Below are 18,041 nucleotides of genomic sequence, written 5' to 3' on the forward strand. Positions count from 1 at the left end.
TCTCGATACGGCGCAGCTTGCAGGTTTCCATCCGCGCCTGTCCCCGTGCAGCAAGTTCAGGGCATGGATGCCACGATCAGGTCGTGGCATGACGAAAGCGGGGAGGGTGTGCCGTGCGGGGAGGCAGAGCGGCGAGGAGGAAGCGCGGCGGGGGATTGTCCGATGGAGGCGGGGATCCCGGTGCAAGGTGCAAGGTGCAAGGCTTGAGGTGAGCAGAGCGCTCAACCATCACTCCGTCATGCCACGGCTCGACCGTGGCATCCATGCCGTTGCCTCTCGATACGGCACAGCTTGCAGGTTCCCATCCGCGCCCGTCCCCGTGCGGTGAATTCAGGGAATGGATGCCACGATCAGGTCGTGGCATGACGAAAGTTGAGAGGGCGTGCCGTGCGGGGAGGCAGTGCGCTCAACCCATCCCCGTCATGCCACGGCTCGACGGAGGCGGGGAGGGGCAGATTTGGTTATCCTCTTGCGCAGGCCTTTGGCTGCCCGAAGAACGGCAGCGCGCCGTAATCCCGTTGTGGACCGGCCCGCGTGATCATCCGGCCTGGTGGCTGCAGACTGGCGCAGACGTCCTGTTCAGCAGAAGAAGAACATCGGAAAGCGGCATGGGCTGGCCGAGAAGATAGCCCTGCACCTGCGGGCAGCCAATGCTGCGCAAAAGCTCCATCTGGTCTTCTCTTTCGACACCCTCGGCGATCACCAGCATGCCGAGAGATTTTCCAAGGTCTATGATGCTGCGCATGATCTCCTTGACGCGCAGGTTCGGTTCATTGGGATCAAGACGGGCAATGAAACTGCGGTCGATCTTGAGAATGTCGACCGGCACCCAGCTGAGATACTCAAATGACGAGTAGCCTTTGCCGAAGTCGTCCAGCGCCACCCGCACGCCAAGGGCCCGCCATTCGTTGAGCCGCTCCACGGCAGCCTTTTCGTTGTCCAGAAACACCGATTCTGTGATTTCCAGCTCCAGCCGCTGTGCCGGCAGACCGGTCCGTGCCAGGATATCCGTGACCTTTTGCGCAAAGCGTGCATTGCCGACCTGGACCGGCGAGACGTTGACGGCCACGCTGAGATGACCTGGCCATGACCTGGCCTGTTCGCAAGCTGCCGCAAGCACCCATTCGCCAACCTGATCGATCAGGCCTGTCTCCTCCAGAATGGGAATGAACCGGCTTGGCGGAACGGGACGGTTGTGCTGGTTGCGCCAACGCAACAGCGCTTCGAAGCCAATCAGCCGGCGCGTCATGGTGCAAAAGCGGGGCTGGTAGTTCAGTTCAAACTTCTGCTCCGAGACGGCTGTCCGCAACGCGGCAACCAGATTCCGGCGGCTGTTGAGTTCATCCAGCATGATCGGCCGGAAGAAGGCGTAATCGCTGCGTTTCGGCTTGCGGCTCTTGGCGTGGTACATTGCGACATCGGCATCAACCAGAATGTCGCGGCGGCCGGCCCTGTCTCCGGTGGCAATGGCGATGCCGATACTGCATCCCATTCGGAAGACGCGCGTGTTGGATTCTATCGGGCTGCCAATGCTGGCGATCAGCTGGCGGGCCAGCGACCGCAGAGCCATTCTGGAGGTCTGGTTTTCCAGCACGACGACGAATTCGTCCCCCCCAAGCCGGGCGATGGTGTTCTGTCCGTTTCCACCGGCAGATGCGATGCGTTCTGCCAGAACCTTGAGCACCTGATCGCCGGTGTCATGCCCATAGGCATCATTCACAGCCTTGAAATCATTGAGATCGATCAGCAGCACGGCGAAACCGTTGATGGCACCGGCCTCGAGCCTGGCCGACACGGCCGTGATGTGCTGGCGCAGGAAGGCACGGTTGTGCAGAGCTGTCAGCACATCGCGGTAGACGAGCTCCTTGAGTTCACGCTCCCGCTCGCGCAGCTTTGCCGTGATCTGCCATTGTTCCGTGATGTCGATACGGCGCGACATGGTGGCGCCTGTTCGGGACTTCATGCGGAAGTAGATATAGGTCCTGCCGCCAAGGGTCTGGATTTCCCTGTGGTGGTCAACGAGGGTGCTGGCGAGCTCGGCACGCCCGGCAAGATAGGCATCCGGATCGGTGCGGGCGAGGGGATCATCGATGATGCCAGCCTCAAGGTCGAGCTTGTAGAGATCGAGGTGCCGTGCCCCAAGCAGGCCTTGCCGCCCGGGATAATGCGGAAAGACCCGGTGGTATGCCGGGTTGGAGAACACCACACCATCTTCCTCATCATAAAAGGAAATGGCTTCCTCGCTTTGCTCCAGTGCCTCCAGCACCATCTGCGTGAGCTTCTGACGCTGCAGCGTGCGCAGGCTGCTGTCTGTCAGGCGGATGAGATTCTGCCGGACGGCCTGCTTTCCGGAATCAAGCTGCGGACAGCGCAGGACAACTCCGCCGATGATCTGCCCGTCACTGTGAAGCCGGAAAAATGCCGGGCGCTCAAGGCTTGCGGTCCCGGCCAGCTCCGGCTCCGGGTTTTGCCTATCCGCAAGCCAGGCGCTGATCGCTTCCACCGGCAGGTCTGTCATGCCGGCGCAGTAAGCCCGGCGGATGGAACGTCTGTTCAGAGCCGCAACGAAGCCGGCAAGCTGGGTTGGCCCCAGCATCCGTTCACAGGCCGTATGGAGCGCCTTGAAAATCCCGGTTTCATCCGCTGCCTGTTCCATGCCGATAACGGCGTCCGTAAAATCACGGGAAAAAGCAACGGCTTGGGTCATAATCTCTTTCAAAGAATCAGGTGGCGGGATTCGGAGCAGAACTCATCTCGAACTTGATGATAAACGACATTATTGGCATGACAGTTTGATGTCATTTTGGTTCAGCGTTTTCGTTGAGGTGTTTGACAGGCCGTCTGCTGCATTTGGTTGTGCAGTTTGTGGGATATATCTTTGGTTGATTTTGTGCGGAGCTGCTTGAGCGCGCCCGGCAGTGGAAATTACTGCAGGACAGAGCCTGAAACCTGAGCTTTGACGCAGAGGTGTGACGGCTGGCCGTGGCATGCAGGTGTCCCTCCGCGCCTGTCGCCGTGCAGTGAATTCAGGGAATGGATGCCACGATCAGGTCGTGGCATGACGAAAGCGGGGAGGGCGTGCCGTGCGGGGAGACAGTGCAGCGGGGAGGCAGCGCGGTGGGGGCGGGGAGCTTGGTACGAGGGGCAAGGCTTGAGGTGAGCAGTGCGCTCAACCCATCACTCCGTCATGCCACGGCTTGACGAAAGCGGGGAGGGTGTGCCGTGCGGGGAGACAGTGCAGCGGGGAGGCAGCGCGGTGGGGCGATTGCCCGATGGGGGCGGGGAGCTTGGTACGAGGGGCAAGGCTTAAGATGAGCAGTGCGCTCACCCCATCCTCCGTCATGCCACGGCTTGACCGTGGCACCCATGCCGTTGCCTCTCCACACAGCGGATCATTCGTGTTTTGTCCCCGTGCGGTGAGCTCAGGTAATGGATGCCACGATCAAGTCGTGGCATGACGAAAACGGGGAGGGTGGCGGAACGAGCGCCCCTCAGAACGGCAGAAGCCGCGTTGCCTTGGGGGTGATCCCCTCGCGCATCAGGAATTTGCGCAAGGGCGGGAAGCGGCCGGCGGCGTAGAGGCCGAGGGAGCGCAGGGCCTGGACGGGGAGCATGTCCGTCAGCAGCGAGCGGTTGAGGAGATCCACTGCCGTGGTGCGGCTGGTGATGTCCGGCTTGCGGGCGCTGTCATAGCGGGCGAGCGTCAGAGCGCTGCCCACATCCTCGCCACGGGCCTTGGCCTCGCCTGCGATACGAGCGAGATCGGCCACATCGCGCAGGCCCAGATTGAGCCCCTGCGCACCGATGGGCGGGAACACATGCGCCGCCTCGCCGATGAGGGCGCAGCGGTTGGCGGCGGCTTTCTTCGCGATCATGCCGCTGAGCGGATAGACCTGACGGGGGCTGGCGATCCGGAAGGCGCCGAGCACCGAATGGGCGCGCCGCTCCAGCTCCAGCGCCAGTGCGCCATCTTCGTAAGCCTTGAGATGTGTGGCTGTTTCCGGCGTGACGACGCAGACGAGCGACGACATGCGCCCCGGCAGCGGCACCAGCGTGAAAGGGCCGGTGGGCGTGTGGAATTCGGTGGAGACCGAGCCATGCGGCCGGTCATGCTCCAGGTTCATCACCAGCGCCATTTGCGGGTAGGACCATTCGCGCACGTCAATCCCGGCGGCTTGACGAACCATGGAGGTGCGGCCATCGGCGCCCACCGCAAGGGCAGCCGTCAGCGTGGCACCGTCTTCCAGTGTCAGACGCACCTCTGCCTCGGCAGGCTCAAGCTTTGCAAGGCGGGTCTTGAGCCATGTGAGGCCGTCAGCCTTCAGGACGGCGGCTTCCAGTTCCGCGTTCAGCTCCCGGTTCAGCACATTGTAGCCGAAGGCCTCCAGTCCCAGTTCCGAAGCATCAAAGGTGGTTTCGGGTGCACGGATCAGGCGGCGGGTGTCGTCGATGAGGCGCATGTGGGCCAGAGGCGCAGACCGGGCGGCGAGCTTGTCCCAGACGCCGATTTCGTCCAGCAAGGCGACAGAGGCCTGCAGCAGCGCCGTGGTGCGGGCGTCTTTCGTGTTCACCTCCGGCGCGACGAGAGCGGTGCGCAAGCCCCTGCGGGCCAGCAGCAGGGCAGCGGCCATGCCGGAAGGCCCCGCACCAATGACGGCAGCGTCAAAATCCCTGTGGCGGTTCTGATCCTGTGCCTTGTCCATCGTGCCTGCGGCGGAAGCTGTGTTCATGTCTCTTGCCCGATCTGTGGCCTGATCTTTTGACCTGTTGAGGACAGGATGGCGCCCCATGAGGGAAATGCAAGGCCTTGACCTTGCGCAAAGCGTCGCGCCCCGCGCCGGGGTAAGGGGTATGACACTGACAGGCAAGTGCTTTCGCTGCAGGGGCCGGAACACTTGACCGGTGGACGGCAGGAAAGATGCTCATGAGCAGCAGTGCGCCAATGCCTGAGAACGTCAAGGCTGACGAAGCGGGGGAAAAGACCGGGGGCAGCGATGCATCCGGCGGACGCCGTCTCGTCATCCTTCTGTGCAGCCTGCTGGCGGTGGCCGGTTGGCTTTACCTTGCCGCCGTGGTCGCGGCGATGGTTCCGGTCATGGACATGACCGAGGCCGGGCCGGGCATGGGTCTCTTCAACGCCTTCAATATTTTCGACGGGTTGCCGAAGGACGTGCGCGCTGCGCTGGCCGTGCTGTGCCTGCCAGCGGGTGCCACCACATTCGGCATGCCGGCCGAGGACTGGGGCGTGGGCGGAGCGGGGCTTGTCTTCCTCATGTGGATGATGATGACGCTGGCCATGATGCTGCCCACGGCGATGCCTGTGTTTCTGTCGCATGCGAAGCGCCGTGCCGGTGCCGTCTCCGGTCCTTCTGCCGCGGTCACGGTCAGCCTGCTGGCGCTCGGCTATCTCACCATCTGGACGGCCTATTCGCTCGCCGCGACGCTGGTTCAATGGCTGCTGACGGATTACGGCCTGCTGTCGTCGATGATGGCCCCGGTGTCGCTGGTGTTTTCGGCCACCACGCTGATTGCCGCCGGGCTGTACCAGTTCACCCCGGCCAAGCAGGCCTGTCTCCTGCGCTGCTGGTATCCGCGCTGGTCCAGCCCTGTTTCGGGCGGTGCGGCGGCGGCATTCTACCGGGAAGGCCTGATCCAGGGGCTGGCCTGCCTTGGCTGCTGCTGGGCGCTGATGACCGTCATGTTCGCGGTCGGCATCATGAACATCATCTGGGTGGGGCTGCTCGGGGCGGTGATGGCGCTGGAAAAGAACCTGCCGAGCCGCTGGTTCTACAAGGCCGTCGGCGTTTTCCTGCTGCTGTGGGGGGCTTCGCTGATGGGGGCAACGCTGGTTCTCAGCGGGAAAATTTGAGCTGAAATTCGCAGAAATCCGCCGGATTTCCTGAAAATCCTGCTTTGCTGCCTGTCATGATATTGAAATATTGCCCAAACAGGTGCATTGATCTTGCTTGCGCAGGTGTGAGCCGGGCGTGGTGGGAACCAATGCGTCGGCCGTGTGTTATGTCACGGATGCGGGCAGGGGCGTGCCGGCATCCGGTTCAAGGAACCGGTTCTGGCAGGATCTGTGCCTGCCGCGCGCAAGAAGCGTGAAAGCATGGACAGATGTGCCGTTGAAGGCACCGGCATCCGGACTGCCGCAGGGCGGGCCGGGCAAAGGGAAAGTGAACGCCGTGACTGACATTACCCCTGAAAAGCGGTCCCATGTGCCGGCGCTGTTCCTCATTCATGTGCTGACGGCCTCCGGCGCGCCGATTGCCCTTGCGGCGCTCCTGGCGGGTGCACGCGGCAACTGGCAGGAAATGTTCGTCTGGCTCGGCCTTGCGCTGGTGGTCGATGGCATCGACGGCCCCTTGGCGCGCAAATACAACATCGCCGAACGGTTGCCGCGCTGGTCCGGCGCCTCGCTGGATTTCGTCATCGATTACGCCACCTACGTGTTCCTTCCCGCCTTCGCCCTGGCCGCCGGGCCCATGCTGGACCGGCCGTGGAACTGGATCTGCGGCGGCCTCGTCGTCTTCACCGGTGCGCTCTATTTCGCCGACAACGGCATGAAGACCCACGACAAGGCGTTCAAGGGCTTCCCGGCCTGCTGGAACATGGTCGTCTTCGGCCTGATGCTGCTGTCGCCCTCGCAGGGCTTCACCATCGCCGTTGTCCTGGCCTGCTGCCTCTTCACCTTCATGCCGGTGCGCTTCGTCCATCCGGTGCGCGTCAAGCGCTGGCGTCCGCTGACGCTGGTCATGACCGCCGCCTGGCTTGCGGCCGCCGGCATCGGCTTGTGGAACGAAATGACCCTGAGCGAGCCGATGGCCTGGGTCTTCGGCATCTCCAGCCTTTACCTGCTGACGGTTTCTGCCGTGCATCAGGCGCTGGAACGCTACGCCTGACCGGAAGGTCACATGGGCCGCTTTCGCATCAGAAAGCGGCTTTCCCATTGAACGGTATTGCCTTTATCCTGCGCGCGGAAATGCCCTGCGCGGGCGTGGCTTTCTGTGGCCCGCAGGCAGGGCCTGATTTTGCCGTAACGGCGCAAATGATCTGGAGGAGATATCATGGTTCATGCCATCCGCATTCATCAGACCGGTGGTCCCGAGGTTCTGACCTGGGAGGCTTTCGAGCCGGGCAAGCCGGGGCCGGGTGAGGCGCGGGTGCGCCATGAGGCCGTGGGGCTGAACTTCATCGATGTCTATTACCGCACCGGGCTTTATCCGGCGCCGAACGGCCTGCCCTTCATTCCCGGCAACGAGGGCGCGGGCGTGGTGACCGAGGTGGGCGATGGCGTGTCCCACGTGGCGCCGGGCGACCGGGTCGCCTATGTCGGCCCGCTCGGCTCCTATGCGCAGGAGCGCCTTGTCCCGGCAGACCGTCTGGTGAAGCTGCCGGAGACGATTGCCTGTGACGTTGCCGCTTCCATGATGCTGAAGGGCATGACAGCGCGCTACCTGCTGCGCCGCACCTTCAAGGTTGGCCCCGGTTCCACCATCCTGTTCCATGCGGCCGCTGGCGGCGTCGGCCTCATTGCCGGACAGTGGGCTGCGCATCTGGGCGCCACGGTCATCGGCACGGTTGGCTCGGACGAAAAGGCGGAACTCGCCAAGGCGAACGGCTACACCCATGTCATCAACTACCGCACGGAGAATTTCGTCGAGCGGGTGAAGGAGATCACCGGCGGCAAGGGCTGCGATGTGGTCTATGATTCCGTGGGCCGCGACACATTCCCCGGCTCGCTCGACTGCCTGAAGTTCATGGGCCTCTTTGCGTCCTTCGGTCAGTCCTCCGGCCCGATCACCGATTTCAACATCGGCATGCTGGCGCAGAAGGGCTCGCTGTTTGCCACCCGCCAGACCCTGTTCAATCACATCGCCGCCCGTTCCGACCTTGAGGAAACGGCTGGTGAATTGTTCGACGTGGTGGAGCAGGGTGTCGTCTCGATCCAGATCAACCAGCGCTACAAGCTGTCCGATGCTGCCACCGCGCACCGGGATCTGGAAGCGCGCAGGACCACCGGCACATCGGTGATGCTGCCCGAATAAGGCTGGCGGCATTTCGGGCTGAAAAAGGTGAGGGGGCATGGAAACCGGGCGCAAGACAGCCGAACCTGACCGGTCGCGCAGTCTCTATGCGCCCGCCATGCGCTACTTTGCGGCTGTGGCCGAAGCCGGGTCGATCCGCGCTGCGGCCCGCCATCTCAATGTCGCTTCGTCGGCGGTGAACCGGCAGATCCTGTGGCTGGAAGAAGCGCTGGACCTCGCCCTGTTCGAGCGGCTGGGCCGGGGCCTGCGCCTGTCGCCTGCAGGCGAGGTGCTGCTTGCCCATGTGCGGCGCACCTATTCCGACTTTGAAGGCACGGTGGCGGAACTGGACGCGCTGAAGGGCCTGCGGCGCGGCACCGTGTCGGTGGCAACGGTCGAAAGCGTTGCCGATTCGATCCTGCCGCAGATCATCGGCTCCTTCCGCAAATCCTATCCGGGCATCCACGTTTCTGTGACCGTGACCAGCGCCCTGCAGGCGACCGGCATGGTGGAGCGGGCGGAGGCGGATATCGGCTTCACCTTCGATCCGCCGCGCACCTCGGCGCTGACAACCGCCTTTGCCCATGAACTGGTGATCGGTGCCGTCATGACGCCGGATCATCCGCTGGCCAGCCATGCCGGGGATCTGACACTGGCCGATTGCCTGCGTTATCCGCTGGCGCTGCCTGCCAAAGGCCTGTCGTTGCGCACCCGCATTGATGCGGCGCTCGCCCGCCTGCCGGGCAACATCCGCACCTATGTGGAAGCCAATTCCCTCAGCTTCATGCGGGCGCTCACAAGGCGCGGGGCGGTGGTCAGCTTTCAGACCAAGATCGGGCTTGAGGCAGATCTCGCCGGCGGGCTGCTGGTGTTCCGGCCCTTGAGCGATGCGCCGCTTCAGGCGGACAGGCTGGCGGTGGTCACATCCTCGCTGCGCGCGCTCGGGCTGGCGCCGGGCATGTTCTACGATCATGCCATGCTCGCCATCAAAGAGCACTTGCCGTTGATTGATGCCATTTAGGCATCGCTCCGCCCCCTAATCGGTTCTATTGTTTCCCCGGAAAGTAAGGCAACCTCAGGGTTGAGAAATTGCGGCTGGCGCGGGACGCCAGCCAGCCCGGGCCTGCGGACGCGCGGCAGCCCCGGGACCGGACGAGAGGGAGAGCAGAATGGGCCGTCTGACCACGCATGTCCTTGATACCGCCTTGGGCAAGCCTGCGGCAGGACTTGTGATCGAGCTTTGGGCGGTGGAGCCGAAGCCCTCGCGCCTGCGCCGGGTGGAAACCAATGCCGATGGCCGGGTCGATGGGGCGATCCTGGAAGGATCGGAGTTCGGCCCCGGCATCTATGAGCTGCGGTTCTTTGCCGGAGATTACCTCAAGGCCAGCGGCGCGCCGGTCACAGAGCCTGCCTTCCTCGACATGATCCCGATCCGTTTCGGCATTTCCAATGCGCGCGAGCATTATCACGTGCCGCTGCTGCTCTCGCCCTACGGCTATTCGACCTACAGGGGGAGCTGAGCCATGCGGGACACGATCCGCTTCCTGCGGGCAGGAAAAGTGGTGGAGCTGGCGGATATCGGGCCGATGGATACGGTGCTCGACTATCTGCGCCTCACCGAAAGGGCGACCGGCACCAAGGAAGGCTGCGGCGAGGGCGACTGCGGCGCCTGCACGGTGGCGCTTGGCCGGGTGATTGGTGGCAGGCTGACCTATCAGCCGGTCAATGCCTGCATCCAGCTTCTGGGCATGATCGACGGGGCGGAACTGGTGACGGTGGAGGATCTCGCCGCCGATGGCCGCCTGCATCCGGTTCAGGTGGCCATGCGCGACCTGCACGGCTCCCAATGCGGCTTCTGCACGCCGGGCTTCATCATGAGCCTTTTCACGCTCTATCACGCCGAAGGCATGGAAAAGAGCCGCAAGGCGGTGACGGAATGGCTGGCGGGGAACCTGTGCCGCTGCACCGGCTACCGGCCGATCATCGACGCGGCGCTGGCCAGCTGCTTCGAGGCGGCGGATGATGCCTTCTCCTGGCGTGCTGCCGAAACCCGTGAGGCGCTGCGGCGGCTGGCGGATTCCCGGGATGTGTTCATCGGTTCCACCGATCGTTTCTTTGCTGCACCTGCGACGGTGGACGGCCTCGCCGCGCTCTACAGCCAGTTTCCCGATGCCACGCTTGTGGCAGGCGCGACGGATGTGGGCCTTTGGATCACCAAGAGCCTGAGGACCCTGCCGCGTATCATCTGGCTGGGCCATGTGGCCGGCATGGACCGGGTGGAGGTGACGGGAGAGGGCATCATCCTCGGCGCTGCCGCCACCTATGCAGCCGCCGAACCGGCGCTGCGCGCTCTGGCGCCGGATCTGGGCGTGCTGCTGGGGCGCATCGGCTCCAAACAGGTCCGTGCGTCCGGCACGGTCGGCGGCAATATCGCCAATGGTTCGCCCATCGGCGACATGCCGCCAGCCCTCATTGCGCTCGGCGCCAGCATCGAGCTGCAGCAGGGCGACAATCTGCGCGATCTGCCGCTCGAAAGCTTCTTCATCGACTATGGCAAGCAGGACCGGCTGCCGGGCGAATTCGTGGCAGGCATCTTCGTGCCGCGTCCGGGCGCCAACCAGCATTTTCGCTGCTACAAGGTGTCCAAGCGGTTTGATCAGGACATCTCCGCCGTCATGGCGGCGTTCAATCTGACGGTCGTGGAGGGCGAAATCACCGCTGCGCGTATCGCCTTCGGCGGCATGGCGGCAACGCCGCGCCGGGCATTGGGGGCAGAGGCAGCCCTGACCGGAGCGCGCATCGACGATCCCGTTACCTGGGGCGCGGCCATCCGCGCGCTGCAGGAGGATTTCAAGCCGATCACCGACATGCGCGCGAGTGCGGCCTACCGCATGGAAGTCGCCCGCTCGCTGCTGGCCAAGGCCTTGATGGAGATTGCCGGGCCTGCCGAGCCCGTGCGCCTGCCCGTGCTTCAGCCGGAAGGAGGCGACCATGAACGCGCCGCATGACACCGCTCTGACGGAAGGCGCAGAGGCGCTGACCCATGTGCACCGCTCTCTGCCCCATGACAGCGCCGAACGGCATGTCACCGGCACAGCGGTCTATATCGACGATATGCCGGAGCCGCAGGGCACCTTGCATGTGGTGCCGGGCTGGGCGCGCCATGCTGTGCGCGGACCGCTGCTGGCGATGGACCTTGAGGCCGTGCGCAATGCGCCGGGTGTGGTGGCGGTGCTGACCGCTGCCGATGTGCCGGGCCTCAACGATTGTTCGGCCTCCTTCGGCGGCGATCCGGTGCTGGCGGACAAGGAAATCCTGTTCTATGGGCAGGTGGCCTTTGCCGTCGTTGCCACCAGCCGGGATGCTGCCCGCCGTGCAGCGCGCCTCGCGCAGATTGATGTCGGACCGCAGACGCCGATCATCTCCGTTGAAGATGCCATCGCCGCCGATGTGACCGTGCTGCCGGACTATCAGTTCCGCCGCGGTGCGCCTGAAGCAGGGCTGGCGAGCGCCGAGCACAAGCTCTCCGGTGTGTTCCATGTCGGCGGGCAGGAGCATTTCTACCTCGAAGGCCAGATTGCGTTGGCGATCCCCGGCGAGGAGCGGGCCGTTCAGGTCCATTCCTCCACCCAGCACCCGACCGAGGTGCAGCATGTGGTGGCCAAGGTTCTGGGCGTGCCCGATGCGCTGGTAACAGTCGATGTGCGCCGCATGGGCGGCGGCTTTGGCGGCAAGGAATCGCAGGCGAACCAGTGGGCCTGTCTTGCCGCGCTCGCCGCCCGCGTCACGGGCCGGCCCTGCAAGCTGCGGCTCGACCGGGACGACGACATGATCATGACCGGCAAGCGGCATGACTTCCGTGTCGACTGGACCGTTGGCCATGACAACACGGGCCGCATCCGCGCCGTGGACATGACGTTCTTCGCCCGCTGCGGCTATTCGGCGGACCTGTCGCTGGGCGTGGTGGACCGCACCATGTTCCATGCGGACAGCAGCTATTTCTATCCCGACGCCCAGATCCGCAGCCGCCGCCTGCGTACCGACACCTGCTCCAACACCGCATTCCGGGGCTTTGGCGGGCCGCAGGGCATGCTGGCGGCGGAGCGGATGATTGACGCCATCGCCATCACGCTGGAGCTTGATCCGCTGGAAGTGCGCAAGCGCAATTTCTATGACTGGGCCCGCAACCAGACGCCCTATGGCATGGTGGTGGAGGAGTGGCAGACGCTGCACACCATCGTGGAGCAGCTGGAAGTTACTTCCGCCTATTGGCAGCGCCGGGAGGAGGTGCGCGCCTTCAACGCCCGCAATCACGTGCTGCGCAAGGGGCTGGCGCTGACGCCGGTGAAATTCGGCATCTCCTTCACGCTCAAGCACCTCAATCAGGCCGGGGCGCTGGTGCATCTGTACACCGACGGCTCGATCCAGCTGAACCACGGCGGCACCGAGATGGGGCAGGGGCTTTATCAGAAGGTGGCGCAGGTGGTGGCGGAGGAATTCGGCGTCACCCTCGACAAGGTAATCATCACCGCCACCTCCACCGGCAAGGTGCCCAACACCGGCCCGACGGCAGCCTCCTCCGGCACCGATCTCAACGCCATGGCCGCGCGCAATGCGGCACGCGCCATCAAGGACAGGCTCATTGCCTTTGCGGCGGGGCACTTCCATTGTTCGCCGGAATCCGTTGTCTTTGCGGACAATCGGGTGCGCGCCGGAAGCGATGTGGTGAGCCTGGCGGAACTCGCCAAGCTTGCCCACATGGGCCGCGTTCACATGTCCGATGCGGGCTTCTATGCCAGCCCCAAGATCACCTGGGACCGTGACAGCGCCAGCGGCCGTCCGTTCCTCTATTTCGCCTACGGAGCGGCGGCGGCGGAAGTCACCATCGATACCATGACCGGTGAGATGACCGTGGACCGGGTGGACATCCTTCACGATGTGGGCCGTTCGCTCAACCCGGCCATCGATATCGGCCAGATCGAGGGCGGCTTCATTCAGGGCATGGGTTGGCTGACGACCGAGGAACTGGTGTGGGACGAGCAGGGGCGCCTGCGCACCCATGCACCCTCCACCTACAAGATCCCGGCCATTTCCGACACGCCGGCCGAGTTCAACGTGGCGCTCTATGCTTCCGCCGGCAATCCGGAGGAGACGATCTACCGCTCCAAGGCGGTGGGCGAGCCGCCGGTGATGCTGGCCAATTCCGTCTTCTGCGCCATCACCGATGCGGTCGCCTCGCTGCGGCCCGGCACCGTGCCGCAGCTGGACGCACCTGCCACGCCCGAAGCGATCCTGAAGGCGGTGCAGGCCATGCGGCAGGCGGGAGGAGCGCGATGATCCTCTGGCGGCGGATTCTGGATGAGCTGCGTGAAGGTGGGGCCTGCTGCCTCGTCACCGTCGCAGCATCGGCCGGATCCGCCCCGCGTGAGGCGGGTGCGCGCATGACCGTGCGTGCGGATGGCAGCATTTCCGGCACGATCGGCGGCGGAACGCTGGAGTTCGAGGCGATCCGCTGTGCGCTTGCCGGCATACGCGAAGGCCGCAGGGGGCTTGCCTTGCGCCGTGTGTCGCTGGGACCGGATCTCGGACAGTGCTGCGGTGGACGCGTCGATCTGGCGCTGGAGCATTTCACGGCAGAGGATATCGAACCCGTGCGGGCGCTGGTGCATGCGCAGGAGGAGCGCGGCGGACAGCTGGCGGTCCGGGCGGCTCTTGGGCAGGAAGGCGTGCCCCTGCAGCGGCAGGTGCTGGGGGATCTGCCCGCCGGGCCGAATTTCCAGCTGGCGGATGGCGTTATCACCGAACGCTTCGGCTTGGAGCTTCAGCCCGTGTGGCTGTTCGGGGCCGGGCATGTGGGCCGTGCCGTGGTGCTGGCGCTGGCACCGCTGCCGTTCGGGATCACTTGGATCGACAGCCGCCCGGACTTTTTTCCACCGGCGATGCCGGGAAATCTGCGCTACGTCAGCGTCAGCCGCCCGGCGGACTTGCTCAAGGATGCGCCGGACAGTGCCTTCATTCTCGTCATGACTCATTCCCATGCGCTGGATGAGGATATTGTGGCGGCAGCGCTGGCGGCGGACCGGTTTGCCTATGTCGGCGTGATCGGCAGCGAGACCAAGCGCGCGCGGTTCACGAGCCGCCTGCGCCGCCGGGGACTTGCGGAACGGCAGGTTGGCGGGCTGGTGTGCCCCATCGGGGCGGGTGGGGTGAAGTCGAAATTACCGGCGGCCATCGCGGCCTCTGTTGCGGTTGAACTACTGATTAAAAATGAGGCAGTAAAGCTGGAAGGTCTATACAATCAGCCTCTTGCGCAGGGGCAGAAGCCGGTCAATAACGCGGGGTGAACCCGACGGCAGAAGGGGCAGTGTGGAGTGGGCAGTCTCGATCAGACCGCAGATGGGCAGCAGGCCGCTGGGGGCATGGTGCGGCGGGCGCAAGGTGCGCCGCTGCTGAATGCGCGCGGCATCAGCAAGCATTTCGGCGCCATCGCGGCCAACAATGCGGTCAATCTCACCATCAACAAGGGTGAAATCCACGCACTCCTCGGCGAAAACGGCGCGGGCAAGTCCACGCTGGTCAAGATCCTTTATGGCGCACTGCAGCCTGACGCCGGCACGATCGAATGGGACGGGCGCAAGGTGCGCATCAACAGCCCCGCCGCCGCCCGCCAGCTGGGCATCGGCATGGTGTTTCAGCATTTTTCCCTGTTCGAGGCCCTGAGCGTTGTCGAGAACATCGCGCTGGCACTGCCGAAACCCGGCTCCATGCGCGAGCTGGCGGCGCGGATCGAAAAGGTCTCCCGCGAATATGGCCTGCCGCTGGACCCGCATGCGCTGGTGGCCGATCTGCCGGTCGGCATCCGCCAGCGCATCGAGATCGTCCGCTGCCTGCTGCAGGCGCCGCGGCTGATCATCATGGATGAGCCGACCTCCGTCCTGACCCCGCAGGAGGCGGACGAGTTGTTCGTGACGCTGAAGCGGCTGGCGGACGAGGGCTGCGCAGTGCTCTATATCAGCCACCGGCTGGACGAGGTGCGCCGCATCTGCCACCACGCCACCATCCTGCGCCATGGCCGCTTCGTGCGGGAATGCGATCCGGCGCTGGAAACCCCCGCCTCGATTGCCCGCATGATGGTCGGAGCCGATGTTTCGCATGTGACCAGCTCCGGCGCGCTGACGGGCAGCGGACCGGTGCGCCTTGCCGTGCGCAATCTTGCCACAAGCCCGCTGACGCCTTTTTCCGTGCCGCTGGCGGGCGTCAATCTGGACGTGCGCGCCGGTGAGGTCGTGGCAATCGCCGGCGTCGCCGGAAACGGGCAGGGCGAGCTGTTCGATGCCATCAGCGGTGAGCGGCGCTGCGCGCCGGGCATGGTGGAAATCGATGGCACGCCTTGTGGCAATGAAAGCGTCACCCGCCGCCGTCAGCGCGGGGCGGCCTTCGTGCCGGAGGAGCGGCTGGGGCACGGTGCGGTGCCCGGCATGCGCCTGTCGCACAACATCATCCTGACGCGCCATTCCACCGGCGATGATCTGGTCCGCTCCGGCTTTGCCGCCTATGGCCGCGCCGGGGAGATGGAAAAACACATCACGCGGGCCTATGACATCCGCATGTCCCATGACGATCCGGAGGCGCGGTCGCTGTCGGGCGGCAATCTGCAGAAATTCGTCGTTGGCCGCGAGCTGAGCCGCAATCCCGGCATTCTGGTGGTCAATCAGCCGACCTGGGGCGTGGATGCAGGAGCTGCAGCGCTCATCCGCCAGTGCCTGCTGGATCTGGCCCGCAAGGGATCAGCGGTTCTGGTCATCAGCCAGGATCTTGATGAAATCTACGAGATCGCCGACCGCATCGCCGTCATTTCGCGCGGGCACCTGTCGCAGGCAGAGCCGGCTTCGTCCATGACGCTGGAGCGGATCGGCCTGTTGATGGCGGGCGGTGCGGAAAAGCCTTCGTCTGCAAGTCTGTCCGGGGAGGGCGCGTGATGCGTATCGAACTCGTCAAGCGCGCCGAACACAGCGGGTTGATGACCGCCGTTTCCCCGTTGATTGCGGTCATGCTGACCATGATCTGCGCTGCCGTCCTGTTTGCCATGTCCGGCGCGGACCCGCTGGAGGCGCTGTTCCGCTTCTTCATCGAGCCGCTGACGGAAGCCTGGTCCCTGCAGGAAGTGCTGGTGAAGGCGACGCCGCTGGTGCTGATCGCCTGCGGCCTCAGCGTCTGCTACCTCTCCAACAACTGGAACATCGGTGCGGAAGGCCAGTTTGTGGCCGGCGCGCTGGCCGGTTCCATCCTGCCTGTCATGTTCCCGCATCTGCAGGGCTTTTACACTCTGCCCTTGATGCTCCTCTGCGGCGCGCTTGGCGGGGCGGCCTATGCCATGATCCCGGCCATCCTGAAGACCCGCTTCAGCACCAACGAGATCCTCACCAGCCTGATGCTGGTCTATGTTGCCAATCTGCTGCTGGACTATCTGGTGCGCGGTCCCTGGCGCGATCCGCAGGGGTTCAATTTTCCCGAGACGGCCCTGTTCTCGGCTTCCGCCACGCTGCCGTCTCTTGGCATGGGGCGTCTGTCGGTATCCGTGTTCGTGGCCCTCGGCGTTGCGCTTCTCCTGTGGGTGGTGCTGTCGCGCTCGCTGCGCGGCTATCAGATCCGTGTACTGGGCGAGAGCCCCCGGGCAGGCGCATTCGCAGGGTTCTCGGCCAAGCGGATGACGGTCTTCGCCTTTGCGATTTCAGGGGCGCTGGCGGGCCTTGCGGGCATCATGGAGGTGTCCGGTTCGCTGAACCAGCTGCTGCCCACCATTTCGCCGGGCTACGGCTTCACCGCCATCATCGTCGCCTTCCTTGGCCGTCTCAATCCGCTGGCGATTGTCGTGGCCGGTGTTGTTCTGGCCTCCAGCTACATCGGCGGGGAAAGCGTGCAGGCGTCGCTTGGCATCTCCGACAAGATTGCCAGCGTGGTGCAGGGCATGCTGCTGTTCTTCGTGCTCGCTTGCGACACCCTGATCTTCTACCGCGTCCGCCTGCACCGGAAGGTGCTTTCTGAAAATGCCGGGGAGGGCGCCCATGTTTGAAGCCATTCTTCTCACCGTCATCACCGCGGCAACGCCGCTGCTGCTGGCGGCCATCGGCGAACTGGTCGTCGAGCGTTCCGGCGTTCTCAATCTGGGCGTGGAAGGCATGATGGTGATGGGAGCGGTGACCGGCTTTGCCGCCGCCAATCTCACCGGCTCCGGCACGCTCGGCATTTTCGCGGCCATTGCGGCCGGAATGGCCATGTCGGCCCTGTTCGGGGCGCTGGTGCTGGGCCTTGTCACCAATCAGGTGGCCACCGGACTGGCGCTCACGCTCTTTGGCCTCGGACTGTCCGGCCTTGTCGGCGAGCGCTTCATCGGCGTTCCGGGCCTCAAGCTGCCGAAGCTCGACATTCCGGTCCTGAGCGACCTGCCGTTCCTGGGGCCTGTGCTGTTCCGGCAGGATGCCATCGTCTATCTCGCCTTCGCCCTGGTGGCCGGCGTCTCCTACATGCTGACCCGCACACGCATGGGGCTGATCCTGCGCGCCGTGGGCGACAACCATGCCTCGGCCCATGCGCTTGGCTATTCGGTGCTGAAGGTGCGCTTTCTGGCGGTGCTGTTCGGCGGCGGCTGCGCCGGTCTTGCGGGCGCCTACATGTCGCTCGCCTATACGCCGCAGTGGGTGGAGAACATGACGGCAGGGCGCGGCTGGATCGCGCTGGCGCTGGTGGTCTTCGCCTCCTGGCTGCCCTGGCGCGTCGTGGCCGGTGCCTATCTCTTCGGCATGGTCACGGTGCTGACCTTCCATGCGCAGGCGAAGGGCATGGGCATTCCCTCGCAGCTTCTGTCGAGCCTGCCCTATCTCGCCACCATCATCGTTCTGGTGCTGATTTCCGCCAACCGGCGCCTGACGCTCGTGAATACGCCGGCCTGCCTCGGCAAGCCGTTCGTGCCGGATCGCTGACATCCGGTCCGAGTCGGGACCTCAATGGGGT

General features: G+C 64.6%; 13 protein-coding genes. 11 read left to right on the top strand and 2 right to left on the bottom strand.

Annotated features, from left to right (window positions below):
- Nucleotides 1–538 precede the first annotated feature (538 nt).
- Together AC0CMF_RS02735 and AC0CMF_RS02740 are read right to left on the bottom strand one after the other, a co-directional pair.
- A complete protein-coding gene (locus AC0CMF_RS02735) occupies nt 539–2,707 on the bottom strand; it encodes a putative bifunctional diguanylate cyclase/phosphodiesterase (RefSeq protein ID WP_374628137.1) in 2,169 nt (722 codons plus the stop codon).
- A 784-nt stretch (nt 2,708–3,491) separates the two neighbouring features.
- On the bottom strand, nt 3,492–4,730 hold the full coding sequence (locus AC0CMF_RS02740) for a UbiH/UbiF family hydroxylase (RefSeq protein ID WP_374628138.1): 1,239 nt from the start codon (nt 4,728–4,730) through the stop codon (nt 3,492–3,494).
- Between the two features lie 212 nt (nt 4,731–4,942).
- Between AC0CMF_RS02740 and AC0CMF_RS02745 the strand changes: the two genes are divergently transcribed.
- From AC0CMF_RS02745 to AC0CMF_RS02795, 11 genes are all read left to right on the top strand, one after another.
- On the top strand, nt 4,943–5,869 hold the full coding sequence (locus tag AC0CMF_RS02745) for a DUF2182 domain-containing protein (RefSeq protein ID WP_374628139.1): 927 nt from the start codon (nt 4,943–4,945) through the stop codon (nt 5,867–5,869).
- A 319-nt stretch (nt 5,870–6,188) separates the two neighbouring features.
- Nucleotides 6,189–6,905: a CDP-alcohol phosphatidyltransferase family protein gene (locus AC0CMF_RS02750; RefSeq protein WP_050471835.1), complete on the top strand. Its 717-nt coding sequence runs from the start codon at nt 6,189–6,191 to the stop codon at nt 6,903–6,905.
- 165 nt (nt 6,906–7,070) lie between these two features.
- The gene (locus AC0CMF_RS02755) at nt 7,071–8,051 is read left to right on the top strand and encodes a quinone oxidoreductase family protein (protein WP_374628140.1); all 981 of its coding nucleotides are present in this window, start codon (nt 7,071–7,073) and stop codon (nt 8,049–8,051) included.
- A 37-nt stretch (nt 8,052–8,088) separates the two neighbouring features.
- Nucleotides 8,089–9,051: a LysR family transcriptional regulator gene (locus tag AC0CMF_RS02760; RefSeq protein WP_050471419.1), complete on the top strand. Its 963-nt coding sequence runs from the start codon at nt 8,089–8,091 to the stop codon at nt 9,049–9,051.
- Nucleotides 9,052–9,199: 148 nt separating this feature from the next.
- The gene (gene uraH, locus AC0CMF_RS02765; RefSeq protein ID WP_019965688.1) at nt 9,200–9,550 is read left to right on the top strand and encodes a hydroxyisourate hydrolase; all 351 of its coding nucleotides are present in this window, start codon (nt 9,200–9,202) and stop codon (nt 9,548–9,550) included.
- A 3-nt stretch (nt 9,551–9,553) separates the two neighbouring features.
- Nucleotides 9,554–11,038, top strand: coding sequence for a xanthine dehydrogenase small subunit (xdhA, locus tag AC0CMF_RS02770; protein WP_374628141.1), 1,485 nt, complete (start codon nt 9,554–9,556; stop codon nt 11,036–11,038).
- Nucleotides 11,022–13,367: a xanthine dehydrogenase molybdopterin binding subunit gene (gene xdhB, locus AC0CMF_RS02775; RefSeq protein WP_472480923.1), complete on the top strand. Its 2,346-nt coding sequence runs from the start codon at nt 11,022–11,024 to the stop codon at nt 13,365–13,367. The genes xdhA and xdhB overlap by 17 nt, the downstream gene beginning before the upstream one ends.
- Nucleotides 13,364–14,374 (top strand): xanthine dehydrogenase accessory protein XdhC, encoded by a 1,011-nt coding sequence (xdhC, locus tag AC0CMF_RS02780; protein WP_374628143.1) that lies wholly within the window; start codon nt 13,364–13,366, stop codon nt 14,372–14,374. The genes xdhB and xdhC overlap by 4 nt, the downstream gene beginning before the upstream one ends.
- A gap of 75 nt (nt 14,375–14,449) precedes the next feature.
- Nucleotides 14,450–16,009: an ABC transporter ATP-binding protein gene (locus AC0CMF_RS02785; protein ID WP_026355949.1), complete on the top strand. Its 1,560-nt coding sequence runs from the start codon at nt 14,450–14,452 to the stop codon at nt 16,007–16,009.
- Entirely contained in the window at nt 16,009–17,103 is a 1,095-nt protein-coding gene (locus tag AC0CMF_RS02790; RefSeq protein WP_058899836.1) for an ABC transporter permease, read from the top strand. The genes AC0CMF_RS02785 and AC0CMF_RS02790 overlap by 1 nt, the downstream gene beginning before the upstream one ends.
- The gene (locus AC0CMF_RS02795) at nt 17,096–18,010 is read left to right on the top strand and encodes an ABC transporter permease (RefSeq protein WP_050471424.1); all 915 of its coding nucleotides are present in this window, start codon (nt 17,096–17,098) and stop codon (nt 18,008–18,010) included. The genes AC0CMF_RS02790 and AC0CMF_RS02795 overlap by 8 nt, the downstream gene beginning before the upstream one ends.
- Nucleotides 18,011–18,041 lie beyond the last annotated feature (31 nt).

Source organism: Pannonibacter sp. CBAS1226 (assembly GCF_055685825.1).